A 15,287-nucleotide genomic window follows, 5' to 3' on the forward strand; every position below is an offset into this window, starting at 1 on the left:
CGAGTGTAGGTGCAGCGAAGCAAACCGGAGCCGCTGCGCCAGGATCGATCCCGCAGCGAAGGAACCCCGAGCCCCAGCGAGCGGGCCGAACGTCAGGGCACAGCCTTTTCGGTTACCTTTTTGGCGTTTGAAAAAGGTGACCCGCCGTAAGGGCGGAACCATAAGAAGCCGTTACCGCAGCAACGGATATACACCCAAAAACCCCAAAACCTGGTCGGCCCAGAGGCCGCCAAGGTCAAAAAAGGTCAAACCACATCAACCCCAACGTGAATCGCATCGTGCCGCCAAAACTCCAGATCACAATCAATCAACCGCCCATGCTGATCATAATTGACCCGCGCAATGCGCAACCCCGGACTCCCCACCGACACCCGCAAAGCCGCCGCCGCATCGACAGATAAAGACGTAGGCACAATCTCAAACCGCACCCGGCCATAGTGCAAATCATAATGCCCGGCATACAGCTCGGTAATCGACTGATTCAAATCAAAATCAAGAATCCCCGGAAAAAACTGCGGATTCAAATAGTGCTCCACATACAACACCAACCGCCCATCGATGCGCCGCGAGCGGCAAATCTGAATCACGCTCGACAACGCCGGCAATTGCAACCACGCACACACCGCCGCCGAAGCCGGCTGCAAGCGCGCCGAAATCACCTCGGTCGAAGGCTCGCGCCCCTGCGCACTGACCATCGCGTGAAAGTGACTGCGCTGCATCAGGTTGTAAGCCAGACGCGGCGGCGACACGAACCAGCCGCGCCGCTCCTCGCGGTAAATCTGCCCCTGCGCCTCCAGTTGCAACAATGCCTCACGCACAGTGATCCGCGTGGTCCCGAACAACTCGCTGAGCTTGCGCTCGGCCGGCAACTTGCTCCCGGCCGCCAGCAAACCATGATCAATCTGCTCCTGCAGCACTTGGCCAATGGTTGTCACCGCTTTCGTTGCCTCGTCGCGCATCAACGTTACCTATCTGGACTAGACCAGCACTGTTTCGGGGCGTAACTGACCGCCGATCAGAGCGCTTGCGTAGATTGCAAGCCTAGGCAGTGCAGATGACCGACAGATGACAAAACTGCCAAACGGTCGCGTTCACGGCTTGCAATACATCGGCCAAGTCCCCTGCCCGCCGGGCCTGCACCATGGTCTACGCTTATTTGGCAGCCCCCGATCCCGGGCAGGCAAACGACCTGCCACAAGGCCATCGACATCAAAGTGTCATCCAGCCCGCCTAAATTGGCTCAGGTATTGCTGACCTAGACCAACACAACCGCAATCGCAGCGTTGAACACGACCAAGGAGCTTCGGAATGAAACAGCTTTTCCTGGCAACACTGTTAGGCTCGACCATTGCAATGTGCACCGCCGCGATGGCGGCCGACACCGATCTGAAAACCCTCGAAGCCGCTGCGAAGGCGGAAGGCGCCGTCAACAGCGTCGGCATGCCCGATGACTGGGCCAACTGGAAAGGCACCTGGGAAGACCTGGCCAAGAAATACGGCCTGAAACACATCGACACCGACATGAGTTCCGCCCAGGAAATCGCCAAGTTCGCCGCCGAAAAAGACAACGCTACCGCTGACATCGGTGACGTCGGTGCCGCCTTCGGCCCGATCGCGGTCAAGCAAGGTGTGGTGCAACCGTACAAGCCGAGCACCTGGGACCAGGTTCCGGACTGGGCCAAGGACAAGGACGGCAACTGGGCGCTGGCCTACACCGGCACCATCGCCTTTATCGTCAACAAGAAGCTGCTGCATGGCTCCGACGTGCCGACCAAATGGGCGGATCTGAAAACCGGCAAGTACAAGGTCTCCATCGGCGACGTCAGCACCGCCGCCCAGGCCGCCAACGGCGTGCTCGCTGCGGCTTTGGCCAACGGTGGTGACGAGAAGAACATCAAGCCAGCCCTGCTGCTGTTCGCCGACCTCGCCAAACAGGGTCGCCTGTCGATGGCCAACCCGACCATCGCCACCATGGAAAAAGGCGAGATCGAAGTCGGTGTGGTCTGGGATTTCAACGGCCTCAGCTACAAAGCCAAGATGGCCAACCCGGATGATTACGTGGTGCTGATCCCGTCCGATGGTTCGGTGATTTCCGGCTACACCACGATCATCAACAAATACGCGAAAAACCCCAACGCCGCCAAGCTGACCCGCGAATACATCTTCAGCGACGCCGGCCAGACCAACCTCGCCCGCGGCAACGCCCGTCCGATCCGCGCCGAACACCTGCAACTGCCGGAAGACGTGAAAGCCAAACTGCTGCCGAACGAGCAGTACAAGAAGGTCACGCCGGTCAAGGATGCCGACGCGTGGGAAAAGACCTCCAAAGCCCTGCCGCAGCAGTGGAACGAGGAAGTCATCGTAGAGATGAAATAAACCTGATCACCACTATGTGACCTGAAACAAATCCCCATGTAGGAGTGAGCCTGCTCGCGATAGCGGTCGAACATTCAACGACGATGTTGGCTGAACCACTGCCATCGCGAGCAGGCTCACTCCTACAGGGGATCTCGGTTGGATCTGAATTTTCCTGTTTCGCGGAGTTCTTGCCCCTATGAAGCACAACGTCATCCTTGTCGTGCTCGACGGCCTCAATTACGAGGTTGCGCGTCACGCCATGGGGCATCTGCAGGCTTATGTCGGCGCAGGACGCGCGGCGCTCTATCAACTGGAGTGCGAACTGCCCGCCCTGTCCCGGCCGCTCTATGAATGCATTCTCACCGGCGTGCCGCCGATCGACAGCGGCATCGTCCACAACAACGTCTCGCGCCTGTCCAGCCAGCGCAGCATCTATCACTACGCCCGCGATGCCGGACTGAAAACCGCCGCTGCGGCGTACCACTGGGTCAGCGAGTTGTATAACCGCTCACCGTTCGTGGCGGCGCGCGACCGCCACACCGACGATCCGACGTTGCCGATCCAGCACGGCCATTTCTACTGGAACGATCATTATCCGGATTCGCACCTGTTCGCCGACGCGGAAAACCTGCGCCTGCGCCACGCGCCGAACTTTCTGCTGATCCATCCGATGAACATCGACGATGCCGGGCACAAGCACGGCCTCGACAGCTCGCAATACCGCAACAGCGCCCGCTCCGCGGACATCATCCTCGCCGACTATCTGCAGACCTGGCTCGACGCTGGTTATCAGGTATTGGTGACCGCCGACCACGGCATGAACAACGATCGCTCGCACAACGGCCTGCTGGCGGAAGAACGTCAGGTGCCGCTGTTTGTCCTCGGCGATGCGTTCAGCCTCAACCCTGACGCCACACCGAAACAGACCGAGCTCTGCGGCACAGTCTGCGAACTGCTCGGCGTGCCCCACGACAAACCTGTGTGCCGGGAGCTGCTCAAGTGAACGCCATGACTCGCGGCAAATGGCTCGCGGCGCTGTGTCTGGTGCCCTTCGCGCTGTTCTTCATCGTTTTCGAAATCGCCCCGCTGGTCTGGGTGATGATCAACAGCCTGCAATCGGAAGAGTCCGGTTGGGGCCTGGCCAATTTCAGCAAGGTCTTCGGATCGAAATTCTATCGGCAGGCGATCCAGTACAGCCTCGAGATCAGTTTCTGGTCGAGCGTATTCGGCATCATCATCGCCGTGCTCGGCGCATATTCATTGCGCCGAGTCGATTCGAAGCTGCGCAACTTCGTGAATGCCTTCGCCAACATGACCAGCAACTTCGCCGGCGTGCCGCTGGCGTTCGCGTTCATCATCCTGCTCGGTTTCAACGGCAGCATCACCATCATGCTCAAGCAGTCGGGGATCATTCAGGACTTCAACCTGTATTCGAAAACCGGCCTGATCATTCTCTACACCTACTTCCAGATTCCCCTCGGCGTGCTGCTGCTCTACCCGGCCTTCGACGCCTTGCGTGAAGACTGGCGCGAGTCCGCTGCGTTGCTCGGCGCCAACGGCTGGCAGTTCTGGCGGCACATCGGTCTGCCGGTGCTGACCCCGGCACTGCTCGGCACTTTCGTCATCCTGCTGGCCAACGCCCTTGGCGCGTACGCCACGGTTTATGCGCTGACCACCGGCAACTTCAACGTTCTGCCGATCCGTATCGCAGCGATGGTGTCCGGCGACATTTCCCTCGATCCGAACCTGGCCAGTGCACTGGCCGTGGTGCTCGTGGCGCTGATGACCATCGTCACCGTTGTGCATCAACTGCTGCTGAAGAGGAGCTACCATGTCTCGCGCTGAATCCGGCCCGGCCGGCCTCTACCACCGCGTCGTGGTCTACCTTCTGTTCGCCATCCTGTTGTTGCCGCTGGCTGGCACACTGGTCTACTCGATCGCCAGCAGTTGGTCGGCGACGATCCTGCCCAGCGGCTTCACCTTCAAGTGGTACATCCAGCTGTGGAGCGATCCGCGCTTTCTGCACGCCTTCGGCCAGTCGCTGATCGTCTGCGTCGCTGCCCTGGTGCTCTCGGTGGTGCTGATTCTGCCGCTGCTGTTTGTCGTGCATTACTACTTTCCCAAGCTCGATGCGCTGATGAACATCCTCATCCTGCTGCCCTTCGCGGTGCCGCCAGTGGTGTCCTCGGTGGGGTTGTTGCAGCTCTACGGTTCCGGGCCGATGGCGATGGTCGGCACGCCATGGATTCTGATCGGCTGCTACTTCACCGTGGCGCTGCCCTTCATGTACCGGGCGATCACCAACAACCTGCAAGCGATCAACCTGCGCGACCTGATGGACGCCGCGCAACTGCTCGGCGCCAGCACCTTTCAAGCGGCGTTCCTGGTGGTGCTGCCGAATTTGCGCAAGGGTCTGATGGTGGCGTTGCTGCTGTCGTTCTCATTCCTCTTCGGCGAGTTCGTGTTCGCCAATATTCTCGTCGGCACGCGCTACGAAACCCTGCAGGTGTATCTGAACAACATGCGCAACAGCAGCGGTCACTTCACCAGTGCGCTGGTCATCTCGTATTTCTTCTTCGTGCTGGTCCTGACCTGGATCGCCAACATCTTGAACAAGGACAAAAGCGAATGAGCTATGTCAGCGTCCAACACCTGCAGAAAAGTTATGCCGGCACCACGGTGTTCAGCGATATCGATTGCGAAATCCACAAGGGCGAGTTCGTCACCCTGCTCGGCCCGTCCGGGTGCGGCAAATCCACCCTGTTGCGTTGCATTGCCGGGCTGACCCCGGTGGATGGCGGCCAGATCCTCCTCGACGGCGTCGATATCGTGCCGTTGAGCCCGCAAAAACGCGGCATCGGCATGGTCTTTCAGAGTTACGCGCTGTTCCCCAACATGACCGTCGAGCAGAACGTCGCTTTCGGCTTGCGCATGCAAAAGGTCAATGCCGATGACAGTCACAAGCGCGTCGCTGAAGTGCTGAAACTGGTTGAGCTGCATGACTTCGCCAGCCGCTATCCGCATCAGCTGTCCGGTGGCCAATGCCAAAGGGTTGCCCTCGCCCGCTCGCTAGTGACCCGCCCACGATTGTTGCTGCTGGATGAGCCGCTGTCAGCACTCGACGCACGGATTCGCAAGCACCTGCGCGAGCAGATCCGCCAGATCCAGCGGGAGCTCGGCCTGACCACGATCTTCGTCACCCACGATCAGGAAGAAGCGCTGACCATGTCCGATCGCATTTTCCTGATGAACCAGGGGAAGATCGTCCAGAGCGGCGACGCCGAAACCCTCTACACCGCGCCGGTGGATGTATTCGCCGCCGGCTTCATCGGCAACTACAACCTGCTCGACGCCGATGCCGCCTCCAAGCTGTTGCAACGGCCGGTCAACCACCGCATCGCCATCCGCCCGGAAGCCATCGAGCTGAGCCTCGACGGCGAACTGGACGCACAGATCCGCAGCCACAGCCTGCTCGGCAACGTCATTCGTTATCGCGTCGAAGCGCGCGGTGTGGAATTGGTGGTCGATGTGCTCAACCGTTCGGCCGCCGATCTGCATCCCGACGGACAGCGCCTGGCACTTTCCATCGATCCGACGGCCTTGTGCGAAGTAGGTTAAAAGCAGCTGCAAGCTTCGAGCTGCAAGCTTCAAGCTGTAGACTTCGGTCCACCTGATTTTAATTCTTGCAGCTCGAGGCTTGTAGCTTGCAGCTGTTCTCGGAGAGAACCCGATGGCTTTGGCAATTTTTGATCTGGACGAAACGCTGATCCACGGCGACTGCGCGACCCTCTGGAGCGAGCAGATGGGGCGCCTGGGCTGGGTCGACCCCGAGTCGTTCATGCGTCGCAACAATGAGCTGATGGACGCCTACAGCCATGGCAAATTGCGCATGGAAGAGTACATGGATTTCAGCCTCGAACCGCTGATCGGGCGTACCCCGGAAGAGGTCGAGCACCTCGTGGGGCCTTGGGTTGAAGACTTCATCGAGCCGATCATTTTCAGCGACGCGACGAGAACCATCGCCGCCCATCGCAAGGCCGGCGACCGGATTCTGGTGATCTCGGCGTCCGGTACGCACCTGGTTCGTCCGATCGCCGATCGTCTGGGCATCGACGAGATACTGGCCATCGAACTGGAAGTCGCCCATGGCGTGTACAGCGGCAACACCGTCGGCACCCTGACGTACCGCGAAGGCAAGATCACCCGCTTGCTGGAATGGCTCGACGCCGAAGAGGAAAACCTCGAAGGCGCGAGTTTCTATTCCGACTCACGCAATGATCTGCCGCTGCTGCTGAAGGTGGATTTCCCCCACGTGGTCAACCCGGATCCGGTGCTGCTGGAGCACGCAGAAAAGGCCAGCTGGCCGATCCATCACTGGAAATAACCGAAGATCCAGTGTGCACGCTACCTGTGGCGAGGGAGCTTGCTCCCGCTCGGCTGCGCAGCAGTTGCAAATCGATGCAACCGGTATGAACTGACCCAGCGCATTGAATGATTGGGGCCGCTTCGCGACCCAGCGGGAGCAAGCTCCCTCGCCACAAGGCTTGGTGATGTCAGGTGAGACTGTCGTTAATCACCAACACCAACTTGCCCGCCACCGTATTGCTCGCCAGCTCGGCGAACGCCGCTTCGGCATCCTTCACCGCAAACGCTTTGGCCAATTGCGCACGCAAGCGGCCCTCGGCGAACAGCGGCCATACATGCTGGCCCAGATCGCTGAGCAGATCGGCCTTGAACTGATCGCTACGACTGCGCAACGTCGAGCCGAGCAGTTGCACGCGCTTGCCCAGCACCTGGGCCAGATCCAGTTTTGCCTCGCGGCCGCCCATCAAGCCGATCAACACCCAACGTCCGTCCAGCGCTATCAGTTTGAGGTTCAACGCCGAATAATTGCCGCCGACCGGATCGAGAATCACGTCGAATGGCCCGAAGTCGCGCAGGCCCTCGATATCATCGGTGCGCACCACGCCGCCCTGAGCCCCCAGTGCTTCGCAGTAAGCCAGGCGTTCGGCGGTACCGACGCTGACCCAGCACGGGTTACCAAACGCTTTGCACAGCTGAATGGCCGCTGAACCGATTCCACTTGCGCCGGCGTGCAGGAGAATTTTCTCACCGGGTTTCAGCGCTGCAAGTTGAAACACATTCAGCCAGACGGTGGCGTAAACCTCGGGCAATGCCGCTGCCTCGATCAGCGAAACACCTTCAGGGACCGGCAACACATGCCGTCCGTCGACGACCACTTCTTCGGCCATGCCGCCCCCGGCCAGCAAGGCGCAGACCCGATCGCCGACCTGCCAGGACGAGCCCGCGCCGACCTCGCTGATCACGCCCGAGCACTCAAGACCGAGCACTTGGCTGGCCCCGGGCGGGGGCGGATAAAGCCCTGCCTTCTGTAATAAATCGGCGCGATTGAGGCCGGCTGCCGCCACACGGATGCGGACTTGTCCTACATCACATGTAGGACTCGGCTCTTCAACCCATGCCACTTGACCTTCAACGCCTTGCAATGCCTTCACAGTGCCTCCATAGTGAGTCTGGACTGAGCCCGAAGCTGTAGCGCCGGGCTTTTTGCATTATGCGACCGGCTCTCAAAGAACCGGCGACTTCAAAGACGGCCTAATATGCGTTATCAATTGTCCCCGCGTCGAATCAGCATGAAGCATCTGCTCCCCAGCACCGCCCTCGCTCTTTTCATCGGTATCGGTCTGTTGCCGGTGTCGGGCACCACATTCGCAGCCAACAGCTGGGACAAGTTGCAGCCTGATCGCGATGAAGTCATCGCCAGCCTGAACGTCGTCGAGTTGCTCAAGCGTCACCACTACAGCAAGCCGCCGCTCGATGATGCGCGCTCGGTGATCATCTACGACAGCTACATCAAGCTGCTCGACCCGTCCCGCAGCTATTTCATGGCCAGCGACATTGCCGAATTCGACAAGTGGAAAACCCAGTTCGACGATTTCCTCAAAAGCGGCGACCTCAATGCCGGGTTCACCATCTACAAGCGCTACCTGGACCGCGTCAAGGCGCGTCTGGACTTCGCCCTTGCCGAGCTGAACAAGGGCATCGACAAGATCGACTTCAATACCAAGGAGACCTTGCTGATCGATCGCAAGGACGCGCCTTGGCTCAAGTCCACCGCAGAACTCGACGACCTGTGGCGCAAACGCGTCAAGGATGAAGTGCTGCGCCAGAAGATCGCCGGCAAAGAGCCGAAGCAGATCCAGGAAACCCTGACCAAGCGCTACAAGAACCAGTTGGCGCGTCTCGACCAGACCCGTGCCGAGGACATCTTCCAGGCGTACATCAACACCTTCGCCATGTCCTACGACCCGCACACCAACTATCTGTCGCCGGATAACGCGGAAAACTTCGACATCAACATGAGCCTGTCCCTCGAGGGCATCGGTGCCGTGTTGCAGAGCGACAACGATCAAGTGAAAGTCGTACGTCTGGTACCGGCAGGCCCGGCGGACAAGACCAAGCAGGTCGCTCCGGCGGACAAGATCATCGGCGTTGCCCAGGGCAACAAGGAAATGGTCGACGTGGTCGGCTGGCGTCTGGACGAAGTGGTCAAATTGATTCGCGGTCCGAAAGGCACCGTGGTGCGTCTGGAAGTCATCCCGGCGAGCAATGCGCCGAATGACCAGACCACCAAGATCGTGCCGATCACCCGTGAAGCGGTGAAGCTCGAAGACCAGGCCGTGAAAAAGTCGATCCTCAGCCTGAAACAGGACGGCAAGGACTACAAACTCGGCGTGATCGAGATCCCGGCTTTCTACCTCGACTTCAAGGCGTTCCGTGCCGGCGACCCGGATTACAAGAGCACCACTCGCGACGTCAAGAAGCTGCTCACCGAGTTGCAGAAAGACAAAGTCGACGGCGTGGTCATCGACCTGCGCAACAACGGCGGCGGTTCCCTGCAGGAAGCCACCGAGCTGACCAGCCTGTTCATCGACAAAGGCCCGACCGTACTCGTGCGTAACGCCGATGGCCGCGTCGACGTGCTTGAAGACGAAAACCCGGGTGCGTTCTACAAAGGCCCGATGGCACTGCTGGTCAACCGCCTGTCCGCCTCGGCTTCGGAGATCTTCGCCGGCGCCATGCAGGACTACCATCGTGCATTGATCATCGGCGGCCAGACCTTCGGCAAAGGCACCGTGCAGACCATTCAGCCGCTGAACCATGGCGAACTGAAACTGACCCTGGCCAAGTTCTACCGCGTCTCCGGGCAGAGCACCCAGCATCAGGGCGTGCTGCCGGACATCGACTATCCGTCGCTGATCGACACCAAGGAAATCGGCGAAAGCGCCCTGCCAGAGGCCATGCCGTGGGACACCATCCGCGCGGCGATCAAACCGGCCGCCGATCCGTTCAAGCCTTTCCTCGCCCAGCTGAAGTCCGAGCATGACGCGCGCACCAACAAGGATGCCGAGTTCGTGTTCATTCGCGACAAGCTGGCCCTGGCGCAGAAACTGATGGAAGAAAAAACCGTCAGCCTCAATGAAGCCGATCGTCGTGCCCAGCACGCCGACATCGACGCCAAGCAGCTGGCAATGGAGAACATCCGTCGCAAGGCCAAAGGCGAAGAGCCGCTCAAAGAGCTGAAGAAAGAAGACGAAGACGCATTGGCCGCTGCCGAGCCGGACAAGGTCAAACCGGAAGACGATGCCTACCTGAGCGAAACCGGGCGCGTACTTCTGGATTACCTGAAACTGAGCAATCAGGTGGCCAAGAAGTAAGTGATGGCAATTTAGTGCTGACGATCCTCGGATCGTCATCAAACAGTCATCATTCTGTCGTGCAATAAAGGACCGGGAGCAATCGCTCCCGGTCCTTTTTTAATCGCCAGAGACTGCCATGACCACGACCGAACAGCTGAGCGCCTTGAGCTCGATCCTGACTCAAAGCGGTTTACACAGTCTGTTCCAGCCGATCATCTGCCTCTCCGAACGCCGCATTCTCGGCTACGAAGCCCTCACCCGTGGCCCGTCCAACAGCCCTCTTCACTCGCCAATTGCCCTGTTCGCCGTAGCCCGGCAGGCTGGTCGCTTGAGCGAACTGGAAATCGCCTGCCGACAAAGCGCCTGCCGCCGCTTCAACGAGCAGCAGTTGCCGGGCAAACTGTTCCTCAACGTGTCCCCGGAGTCCCTGCTCGAAGCCGCGCACCAACCGGGGCGCACCCTGCAACTGCTGCAGGACTTGGGCATCGCGCCAAGCCAAGTGGTGATCGAGCTCACCGAGCAGACGCCAATCGATGACTTCCATTTGCTGCAAACCGCTCTGCACCACTACCGGGCGATGGGATTCTCCATCGCGCTGGATGATTTGGGTGCGGGGTATTCAAGCCTGCGCCTGTGGTCGGAGTTGCGTCCGGATTATGTGAAGATCGACCGGCACTTTATCGATGGCATTCATCAGGATGCGTTGAAAAGAGAGTTTGTCGGTTCAATTCTGCAGATAGCCAAGGCGTCCCGCGCGCAAGTCATTGCCGAGGGTATCGAGCTACCGGAAGAACTCGCGGTGCTGACTGAAATGGGCGTTGACCTAGTGCAGGGTTACCTGCTCGGCCGTCCGCAGGAACATCCATCCCGCGACGCCCGCGCCATGATGCCCAAACACGACAGCAGCGCCGTCGCGCTGAACGACGAAGGCAGCGACCTGAGCGCCCTGCTCAACGACCAGCCCGCCGTGCAGCGTGATACGCCGACCGCCACCGTGCTGGAAGCCTTCCGTCGCCAGGCCAACCTCAATTCACTCGCCGTGCTCGACGAACAAGGCCAGCCCTGCGGCATCGTCCATCGCCATTCGCTTTCCGACGCCCTGCTCAAACCGTTTGCCACCGACCTGTTTGCGCGCAAACCGATCAGCCGCCTGATGAACGATGATTTTCTCGCCGTGGAAATGAGCCAGTCACTGCAACAAGTCAGCCGCCTGATCACCAGCCGCGCCCGCCAACGCATCGAAGAAGACTTCATCATCACTCTCAACGGCGGCTACCTGGGCCTCGGCCGGGTGATCGACGTGCTGAAACTGATCACCGAACTGAAAATCCAACAGGCGCGCTACGCCAATCCACTCACCCTGCTGCCGGGCAACGTACCGATCCAGCAATGCCTCACCCGCCTGCTGCAACAGGCCCGCGAATCGATCATCTGCTACGTGGACATCGACAGCTTCAAACCCTTCAACGACATCTACGGCTACGGCCGCGGCGACGAAGTCCTGCTCTGCCTCGCCCAATGTCTCAACGAACGCATCGACCCCACCCGCGACTTCGTCGGCCACATCGGCGGCGACGACTTCCTCCTCGTCCTCGGCCCCGAAGACTGGCGCAAACGCCTCAACCAACTCCTCGACGACTTCCAAAGCCAATGCCGCCGCTTCTACCGCCCCGAACATCTGGAAGCCGGTTGTTTTGTAGCGCCGAACCGACAGGGGGAGCGGCAGGAGTTTGCGCTGTTGTCGTTATCGATCGGAGTGGTGCATTTGCGACCTGAAGCTTGCGCAACGCTTGATGCCAGCCGGCTTGCGGAGATGGCTTCGCAGGCTAAGCATCATGCGAAGGGGGTTGTGGGGTTTAGTGTGTATTTGTTGGAGGTTGGCAGCGCTCCTTCCCCTCAGATCTCAATGTTGACTAGCTAAACGGTGGTATCTTCTGAGAAGGTTTACTAGCAGGCGGTCTGGCCAATTCGATTTTTAAGAATGGATCAGCGTCTCAACATTTCGCATTACCAAGTTAATCGGTCCTCAAGACTGGCGCGGTGTAAATCCTCCCTCCACACTTCACTAGCCACTCGGTAGATATCCTGAAAAAAAAGACGGGCATTTTCAACTTCGTCGTTACTCCACACCATAGTTATGCATTCGTCATAATCATTCTCAAACTGCACAGAAAAATCATGGCTTTGGTCCTTAAGAGCATCTTTCAACACTTCGAGCAAGGCGTACTTATGCCTGTAACCAAGATATTCCAGATCAGGGATCAAAAACTTTTCAATTACCTCCTTACGCTCGCTAGGCACGTTAGGATCGTATCGCAAATATACTTCACCCTCTTCTTCTCTATCGTAGATTTCGAGCGCTCCCAGAAAATAGGAAATTTTTGGCTCCCAAGGCAGAGCTACATTTTCAAACGGTGACTTCATGCAAATACTCCCTATCTAGTGAAGGCCGTAAATGGGCGTTTGACATCGTTTTTACGAAATCTTATTTCCGCCTCATTCATCACTTCAATATATTTCGGATTAGCAGGATCTTTGCTATTCGGTTTATAACCTCGCCCCACGCCGGGAATTTGCACTCGAACGTAGGGATTACCTGCAGCATCATGTCCGGTAGGCTCCGGCACAGCCTTGTTCATCTTGGAGAGAGCATAAGCGATAGCTTGATGTTGTAAGGTCCAGCTTGTGAATTGTGAGCTCGCATTTATCGCTTCCCTCCTACCCTTTTTAGTTGGATGAGATCCATCAATAGAACGCTGCTTAAGCGCCGCATCGGGGATTTCTGGCCCATGCTTTTCTACTGAGTGCATACGGTATCGCCTTTCCCATGCCAGAACTTCACGCTTAGCATCTGCCTCAGGCAGCGGCCTAGGAAGAATCGGAGCGCCTTTATCGACAGTAGGTAACTGGCAATTCTTATTATTCTTGTTAGGCGGCGGGCAATTGGACGTCAACCCCAACGGATCCACCCACCCCGTCGGATTCGGCACGTACTGGTACTGATTCAACCCACCCGCGAGCTTCACCGGGTCCGGGGTCAGATACCGCCCAAGCCTCGGGTCGTAATACCGATGGCGGTTGTAATGCAGCCCACTTTCAACATCGAAATACTGCCCCTGAAAACGCAGCGGTTGGTCCAGATAGTCTTCGCCGGCGAGGGTGACGGCGGCGACTTTGCCGTAGGCGTCGTATTGCGCGGACCAGACGATTTCGCCGCTGTAGTCGGTGAGTTCCTGCGGAGTACCGAGGTGGTCGAGTTGGTAGTAGAACGGGCAGGCTTTTTTCGGGCCTTTGCCGTCGAGCATCGCCAGTGGGCGGAAGGTGCCGGGTTCGTAGAGGAAGCTGCGGTATTGCGTGGCGCTGCTTTCGGCGACGAGGTGTTCGCCTTGCCAGAAGAATTCGGTGACGGCGCCGTCGATTGTTTTGCGGATGCGCCGGCCGAAGGCGTCGTAGTGATAAGTGGCGGTCTGGCCGTCGGGGCGGGTCAGGCCGATCAGGCGGTGCTGGCAGTCGTAGCGGTATTCGGTGACCAGGGTCTGGCCGTGGCCTCGGCGTTCGCGGATCAGGTTGCCGAAGGCGTCGTAGTCGTAATGGCGGTCGCCTTGCATCAGCAGGCGGTTGCCCTTGATCTGCGCAGGACCGGGGCGGTCCTGCATCAGCAGGTTGCCCGCCAGGTCGTGGGCGAAGGATTCGGGCAGTTCGTCGCGCGAGTGACGGACGCGGATCAACCGGTCGAGGGCGTCGTAGCCGTAGGTGCGCTGGCCGTGGCGGCTGTCAGCAATGTGCTCAAGATTGCCGTTGGCGCTGTAGGCATAATCGCGGCGGTACAGCGAGGCGTGGCGATGGCCTACAGCGTGGGCGAGCAAGCGGCCCTGATCGTCGTAGGAGTATTCGCTGAGCAGCAAGCCTTGCTGGCGTTGCTGTTCGCGACCGGACTGGTAGACGTGGCGCGTGAGCGGCGTGCCGTTAAGGTCGATGGCGCTCAGCGCACCGCCCTTAGCGTAGTGATAATCGAGCTTGCTGTTGTCCGGCAGGCGCAGGCGTTTGAGCTGACCGCAGGCGTCATAGGCGTAGCGCAAGGTGCCCCAGCCCTGATGCTCGGTGATCAGCCGGTCCTGACGGTCGTACTCGAAGGCCAGCGGATGGTTTTGCCCGTCATCAACGGCAACCAAGCGCCCGAGGCGGTCGTAGTCGTAGCGGATCTTGGCGCCATCGGGCAGGGTTTTGACCAGCAAACGCCCGGCCTTATCGCGCTGGTAGTGGGTGACCAGCGATAAACCCTGCTCGCCAAACTCGGTCTTCTCCAGCAGGTGCCCGTTGAGGTCGTAGGCATAAGCCGTGCGCCGCCCATCAAACCCGGTTTCCTGTCGGATCAATCCGGTCGGCGTGTAATCCAGGCAGTATTTTTCCCCCGACTCGTTTTCGATCTCGGTCAGCAGCAACCGCGCATGGTCATAGCGGTACTGCACGCGGGTGCCGTCGGGGTTGATCCGCCGCGAGACCAGGTGCAGGTCGTCGTCATATTCGTAGCGGGTGATGCGCCCCAGTTCGTCGCGTTCGGCGGTGATCTGGCCGTAGGCGCCGTAGCTGTAGGCGCGGGTGCTGCCCGTCGGAGAAGTCGTCAGGATCAGCCGGCCGGCCGCGTCCCACTGCTGACGGCTGACGACACCAAATTCGTCCTGGGTGGTAATCCGCCGGCCTAGCGCATCGTAGGAAAAACGCCGCACGCCGCCGTCCGGCAGGGTTTCTTCGATGAGCTGGCCGAGCTCGTTCCACACCCAGCGATGACGGCTGCTGTCCGGATAGCGCAGCGACAACAACTGGCCGCGCAGGTTGTAGTAGTAATGGGTGACCTGACCGTCAGGATCGACCGCTTCGGTGACCGCACCTTCGGCGTTGCGCCGATAGATCCACATCGCGTCGCCTCGGCAACGCTTGTAGAGAAAACCGTTGCGGTACTCGTAGGACGTTGGCGCCTCGTCCGGCGGAATCAGCGCGATCAGCCGTCCGACGTCGTCGTAGCGGTATTCGGTGACCGCGCCCAGAGCATCCTGCTCGGCGACCAACCGGCCCTGCTCGTCATAGGCCTTGAGCTGCTCGCCGCCATCGGCCGCGACCTGACGCACCAGCCGCGCGCGCTCGTCGTGGACGTAGACTTCTTCGGTGCCGTCGACGTAATGCACGGTCACGCTGGCGTCGTCATCGTTC

12 protein-coding genes are annotated in these 15,287 nt (G+C 59.4%); 8 read left to right on the forward strand and 4 right to left on the reverse strand.

Annotated features, from left to right (window positions below):
• Positions 1-245 precede the first annotated feature (245 nt).
• The gene (gene phnR / locus DCO47_RS20195; protein WP_042608516.1) at positions 246-959 is read right to left on the reverse strand and encodes a phosphonate utilization transcriptional regulator PhnR; all 714 of its coding nucleotides are present in this window, start codon (positions 957-959) and stop codon (positions 246-248) included.
• 349 nt (positions 960-1,308) lie between these two features.
• On the opposite strand from phnR, the gene DCO47_RS20200 reads away from it, so the two are divergent.
• From DCO47_RS20200 to DCO47_RS20225, 6 genes are all read left to right on the forward strand, one after another.
• Complete coding sequence (locus DCO47_RS20200) at positions 1,309-2,376, forward strand: ABC transporter substrate-binding protein (RefSeq protein WP_042608517.1); 1,068 nt, start codon at positions 1,309-1,311, stop codon at positions 2,374-2,376.
• Positions 2,377-2,554: 178 nt separating this feature from the next.
• Positions 2,555-3,361, forward strand: coding sequence for an alkaline phosphatase family protein (locus tag DCO47_RS20205; protein WP_116658773.1), 807 nt, complete (start codon positions 2,555-2,557; stop codon positions 3,359-3,361).
• Positions 3,362-3,366: 5 nt separating this feature from the next.
• Positions 3,367-4,203: an ABC transporter permease subunit gene (locus DCO47_RS20210; protein ID WP_165839216.1), complete on the forward strand. Its 837-nt coding sequence runs from the start codon at positions 3,367-3,369 to the stop codon at positions 4,201-4,203.
• Complete coding sequence (locus DCO47_RS20215) at positions 4,190-4,990, forward strand: ABC transporter permease (protein WP_116658775.1); 801 nt, start codon at positions 4,190-4,192, stop codon at positions 4,988-4,990. Before DCO47_RS20210 ends, DCO47_RS20215 begins: the two co-directional genes overlap by 14 nt.
• Entirely contained in the window at positions 4,987-5,976 is a 990-nt protein-coding gene (locus DCO47_RS20220; protein WP_116658776.1) for an ABC transporter ATP-binding protein, read from the forward strand. Before DCO47_RS20215 ends, DCO47_RS20220 begins: the two co-directional genes overlap by 4 nt.
• A gap of 112 nt (positions 5,977-6,088) precedes the next feature.
• Positions 6,089-6,742 carry an HAD family phosphatase gene (locus tag DCO47_RS20225; RefSeq protein ID WP_116658777.1) on the forward strand — a complete coding sequence of 218 codons (654 nt, stop codon included), beginning with the start codon at positions 6,089-6,091 and terminating at the stop codon, positions 6,740-6,742.
• A 169-nt stretch (positions 6,743-6,911) separates the two neighbouring features.
• On the opposite strand, the gene DCO47_RS20235 is transcribed toward DCO47_RS20225, so the two are convergent.
• The gene (locus DCO47_RS20235) at positions 6,912-7,874 is read right to left on the reverse strand and encodes a zinc-binding dehydrogenase (protein ID WP_116658778.1); all 963 of its coding nucleotides are present in this window, start codon (positions 7,872-7,874) and stop codon (positions 6,912-6,914) included.
• Between the two features lie 138 nt (positions 7,875-8,012).
• On the opposite strand from DCO47_RS20235, the gene DCO47_RS20240 reads away from it, so the two are divergent.
• Positions 8,013-10,097, forward strand: a complete 2,085-nt coding sequence (locus tag DCO47_RS20240; RefSeq protein ID WP_165839215.1) for a carboxy terminal-processing peptidase — start codon at positions 8,013-8,015, stop codon at positions 10,095-10,097.
• A 118-nt stretch (positions 10,098-10,215) separates the two neighbouring features.
• Positions 10,216-12,000, forward strand: a complete 1,785-nt coding sequence (locus DCO47_RS20245) for a bifunctional diguanylate cyclase/phosphodiesterase (RefSeq protein ID WP_065615145.1) — start codon at positions 10,216-10,218, stop codon at positions 11,998-12,000.
• Between the two features lie 86 nt (positions 12,001-12,086).
• On the opposite strand, the gene DCO47_RS20250 is transcribed toward DCO47_RS20245, so the two are convergent.
• Both DCO47_RS20250 and DCO47_RS20255 read right to left on the reverse strand, forming a co-directional pair.
• On the reverse strand, positions 12,087-12,503 hold the full coding sequence (locus DCO47_RS20250; protein ID WP_065615144.1) for a hypothetical protein: 417 nt from the start codon (positions 12,501-12,503) through the stop codon (positions 12,087-12,089).
• An 11-nt stretch (positions 12,504-12,514) separates the two neighbouring features.
• On the reverse strand, positions 12,515-15,287 hold a 2,773-nt coding region (locus DCO47_RS20255), incomplete at its 5' end, for an RHS repeat-associated core domain-containing protein (RefSeq protein WP_133247416.1).

This window comes from Pseudomonas sp. NDM, from assembly GCF_003105095.1.
Taxonomy (GTDB): domain Bacteria; phylum Pseudomonadota; class Gammaproteobacteria; order Pseudomonadales; family Pseudomonadaceae; genus Aquipseudomonas; species Aquipseudomonas moraviensis_A.

What these genes read in the sequence shown, in the direction of transcription:
- DCO47_RS20225 (WP_116658777.1), top strand. Translation starts at nt 6,089, where the DNA reads ATGGCTTTGGCAATTTTTGATCTGGACGAAACGCTGATCCACGGCGAC.
- DCO47_RS20220 (WP_116658776.1), top strand. Translation starts at nt 4,987, where the DNA reads ATGAGCTATGTCAGCGTCCAACACCTGCAGAAAAGTTATGCCGGCACC.
- DCO47_RS20205 (WP_116658773.1), top strand. Translation starts at nt 2,555, where the DNA reads ATGAAGCACAACGTCATCCTTGTCGTGCTCGACGGCCTCAATTACGAG.
- phnR (WP_042608516.1), bottom strand. Translation starts at nt 959, where the DNA reads ATGCGCGACGAGGCAACGAAAGCGGTGACAACCATTGGCCAAGTGCTG.
- DCO47_RS20210 (WP_165839216.1), top strand. Translation starts at nt 3,367, where the DNA reads ATGACTCGCGGCAAATGGCTCGCGGCGCTGTGTCTGGTGCCCTTCGCG.
- DCO47_RS20215 (WP_116658775.1), top strand. Translation starts at nt 4,190, where the DNA reads ATGTCTCGCGCTGAATCCGGCCCGGCCGGCCTCTACCACCGCGTCGTG.
- DCO47_RS20245 (WP_065615145.1), top strand. Translation starts at nt 10,216, where the DNA reads ATGACCACGACCGAACAGCTGAGCGCCTTGAGCTCGATCCTGACTCAA.
- DCO47_RS20240 (WP_165839215.1), top strand. Translation starts at nt 8,013, where the DNA reads ATGAAGCATCTGCTCCCCAGCACCGCCCTCGCTCTTTTCATCGGTATC.
- DCO47_RS20200 (WP_042608517.1), top strand. Translation starts at nt 1,309, where the DNA reads ATGAAACAGCTTTTCCTGGCAACACTGTTAGGCTCGACCATTGCAATG.
- DCO47_RS20250 (WP_065615144.1), bottom strand. Translation starts at nt 12,503, where the DNA reads ATGAAGTCACCGTTTGAAAATGTAGCTCTGCCTTGGGAGCCAAAAATT.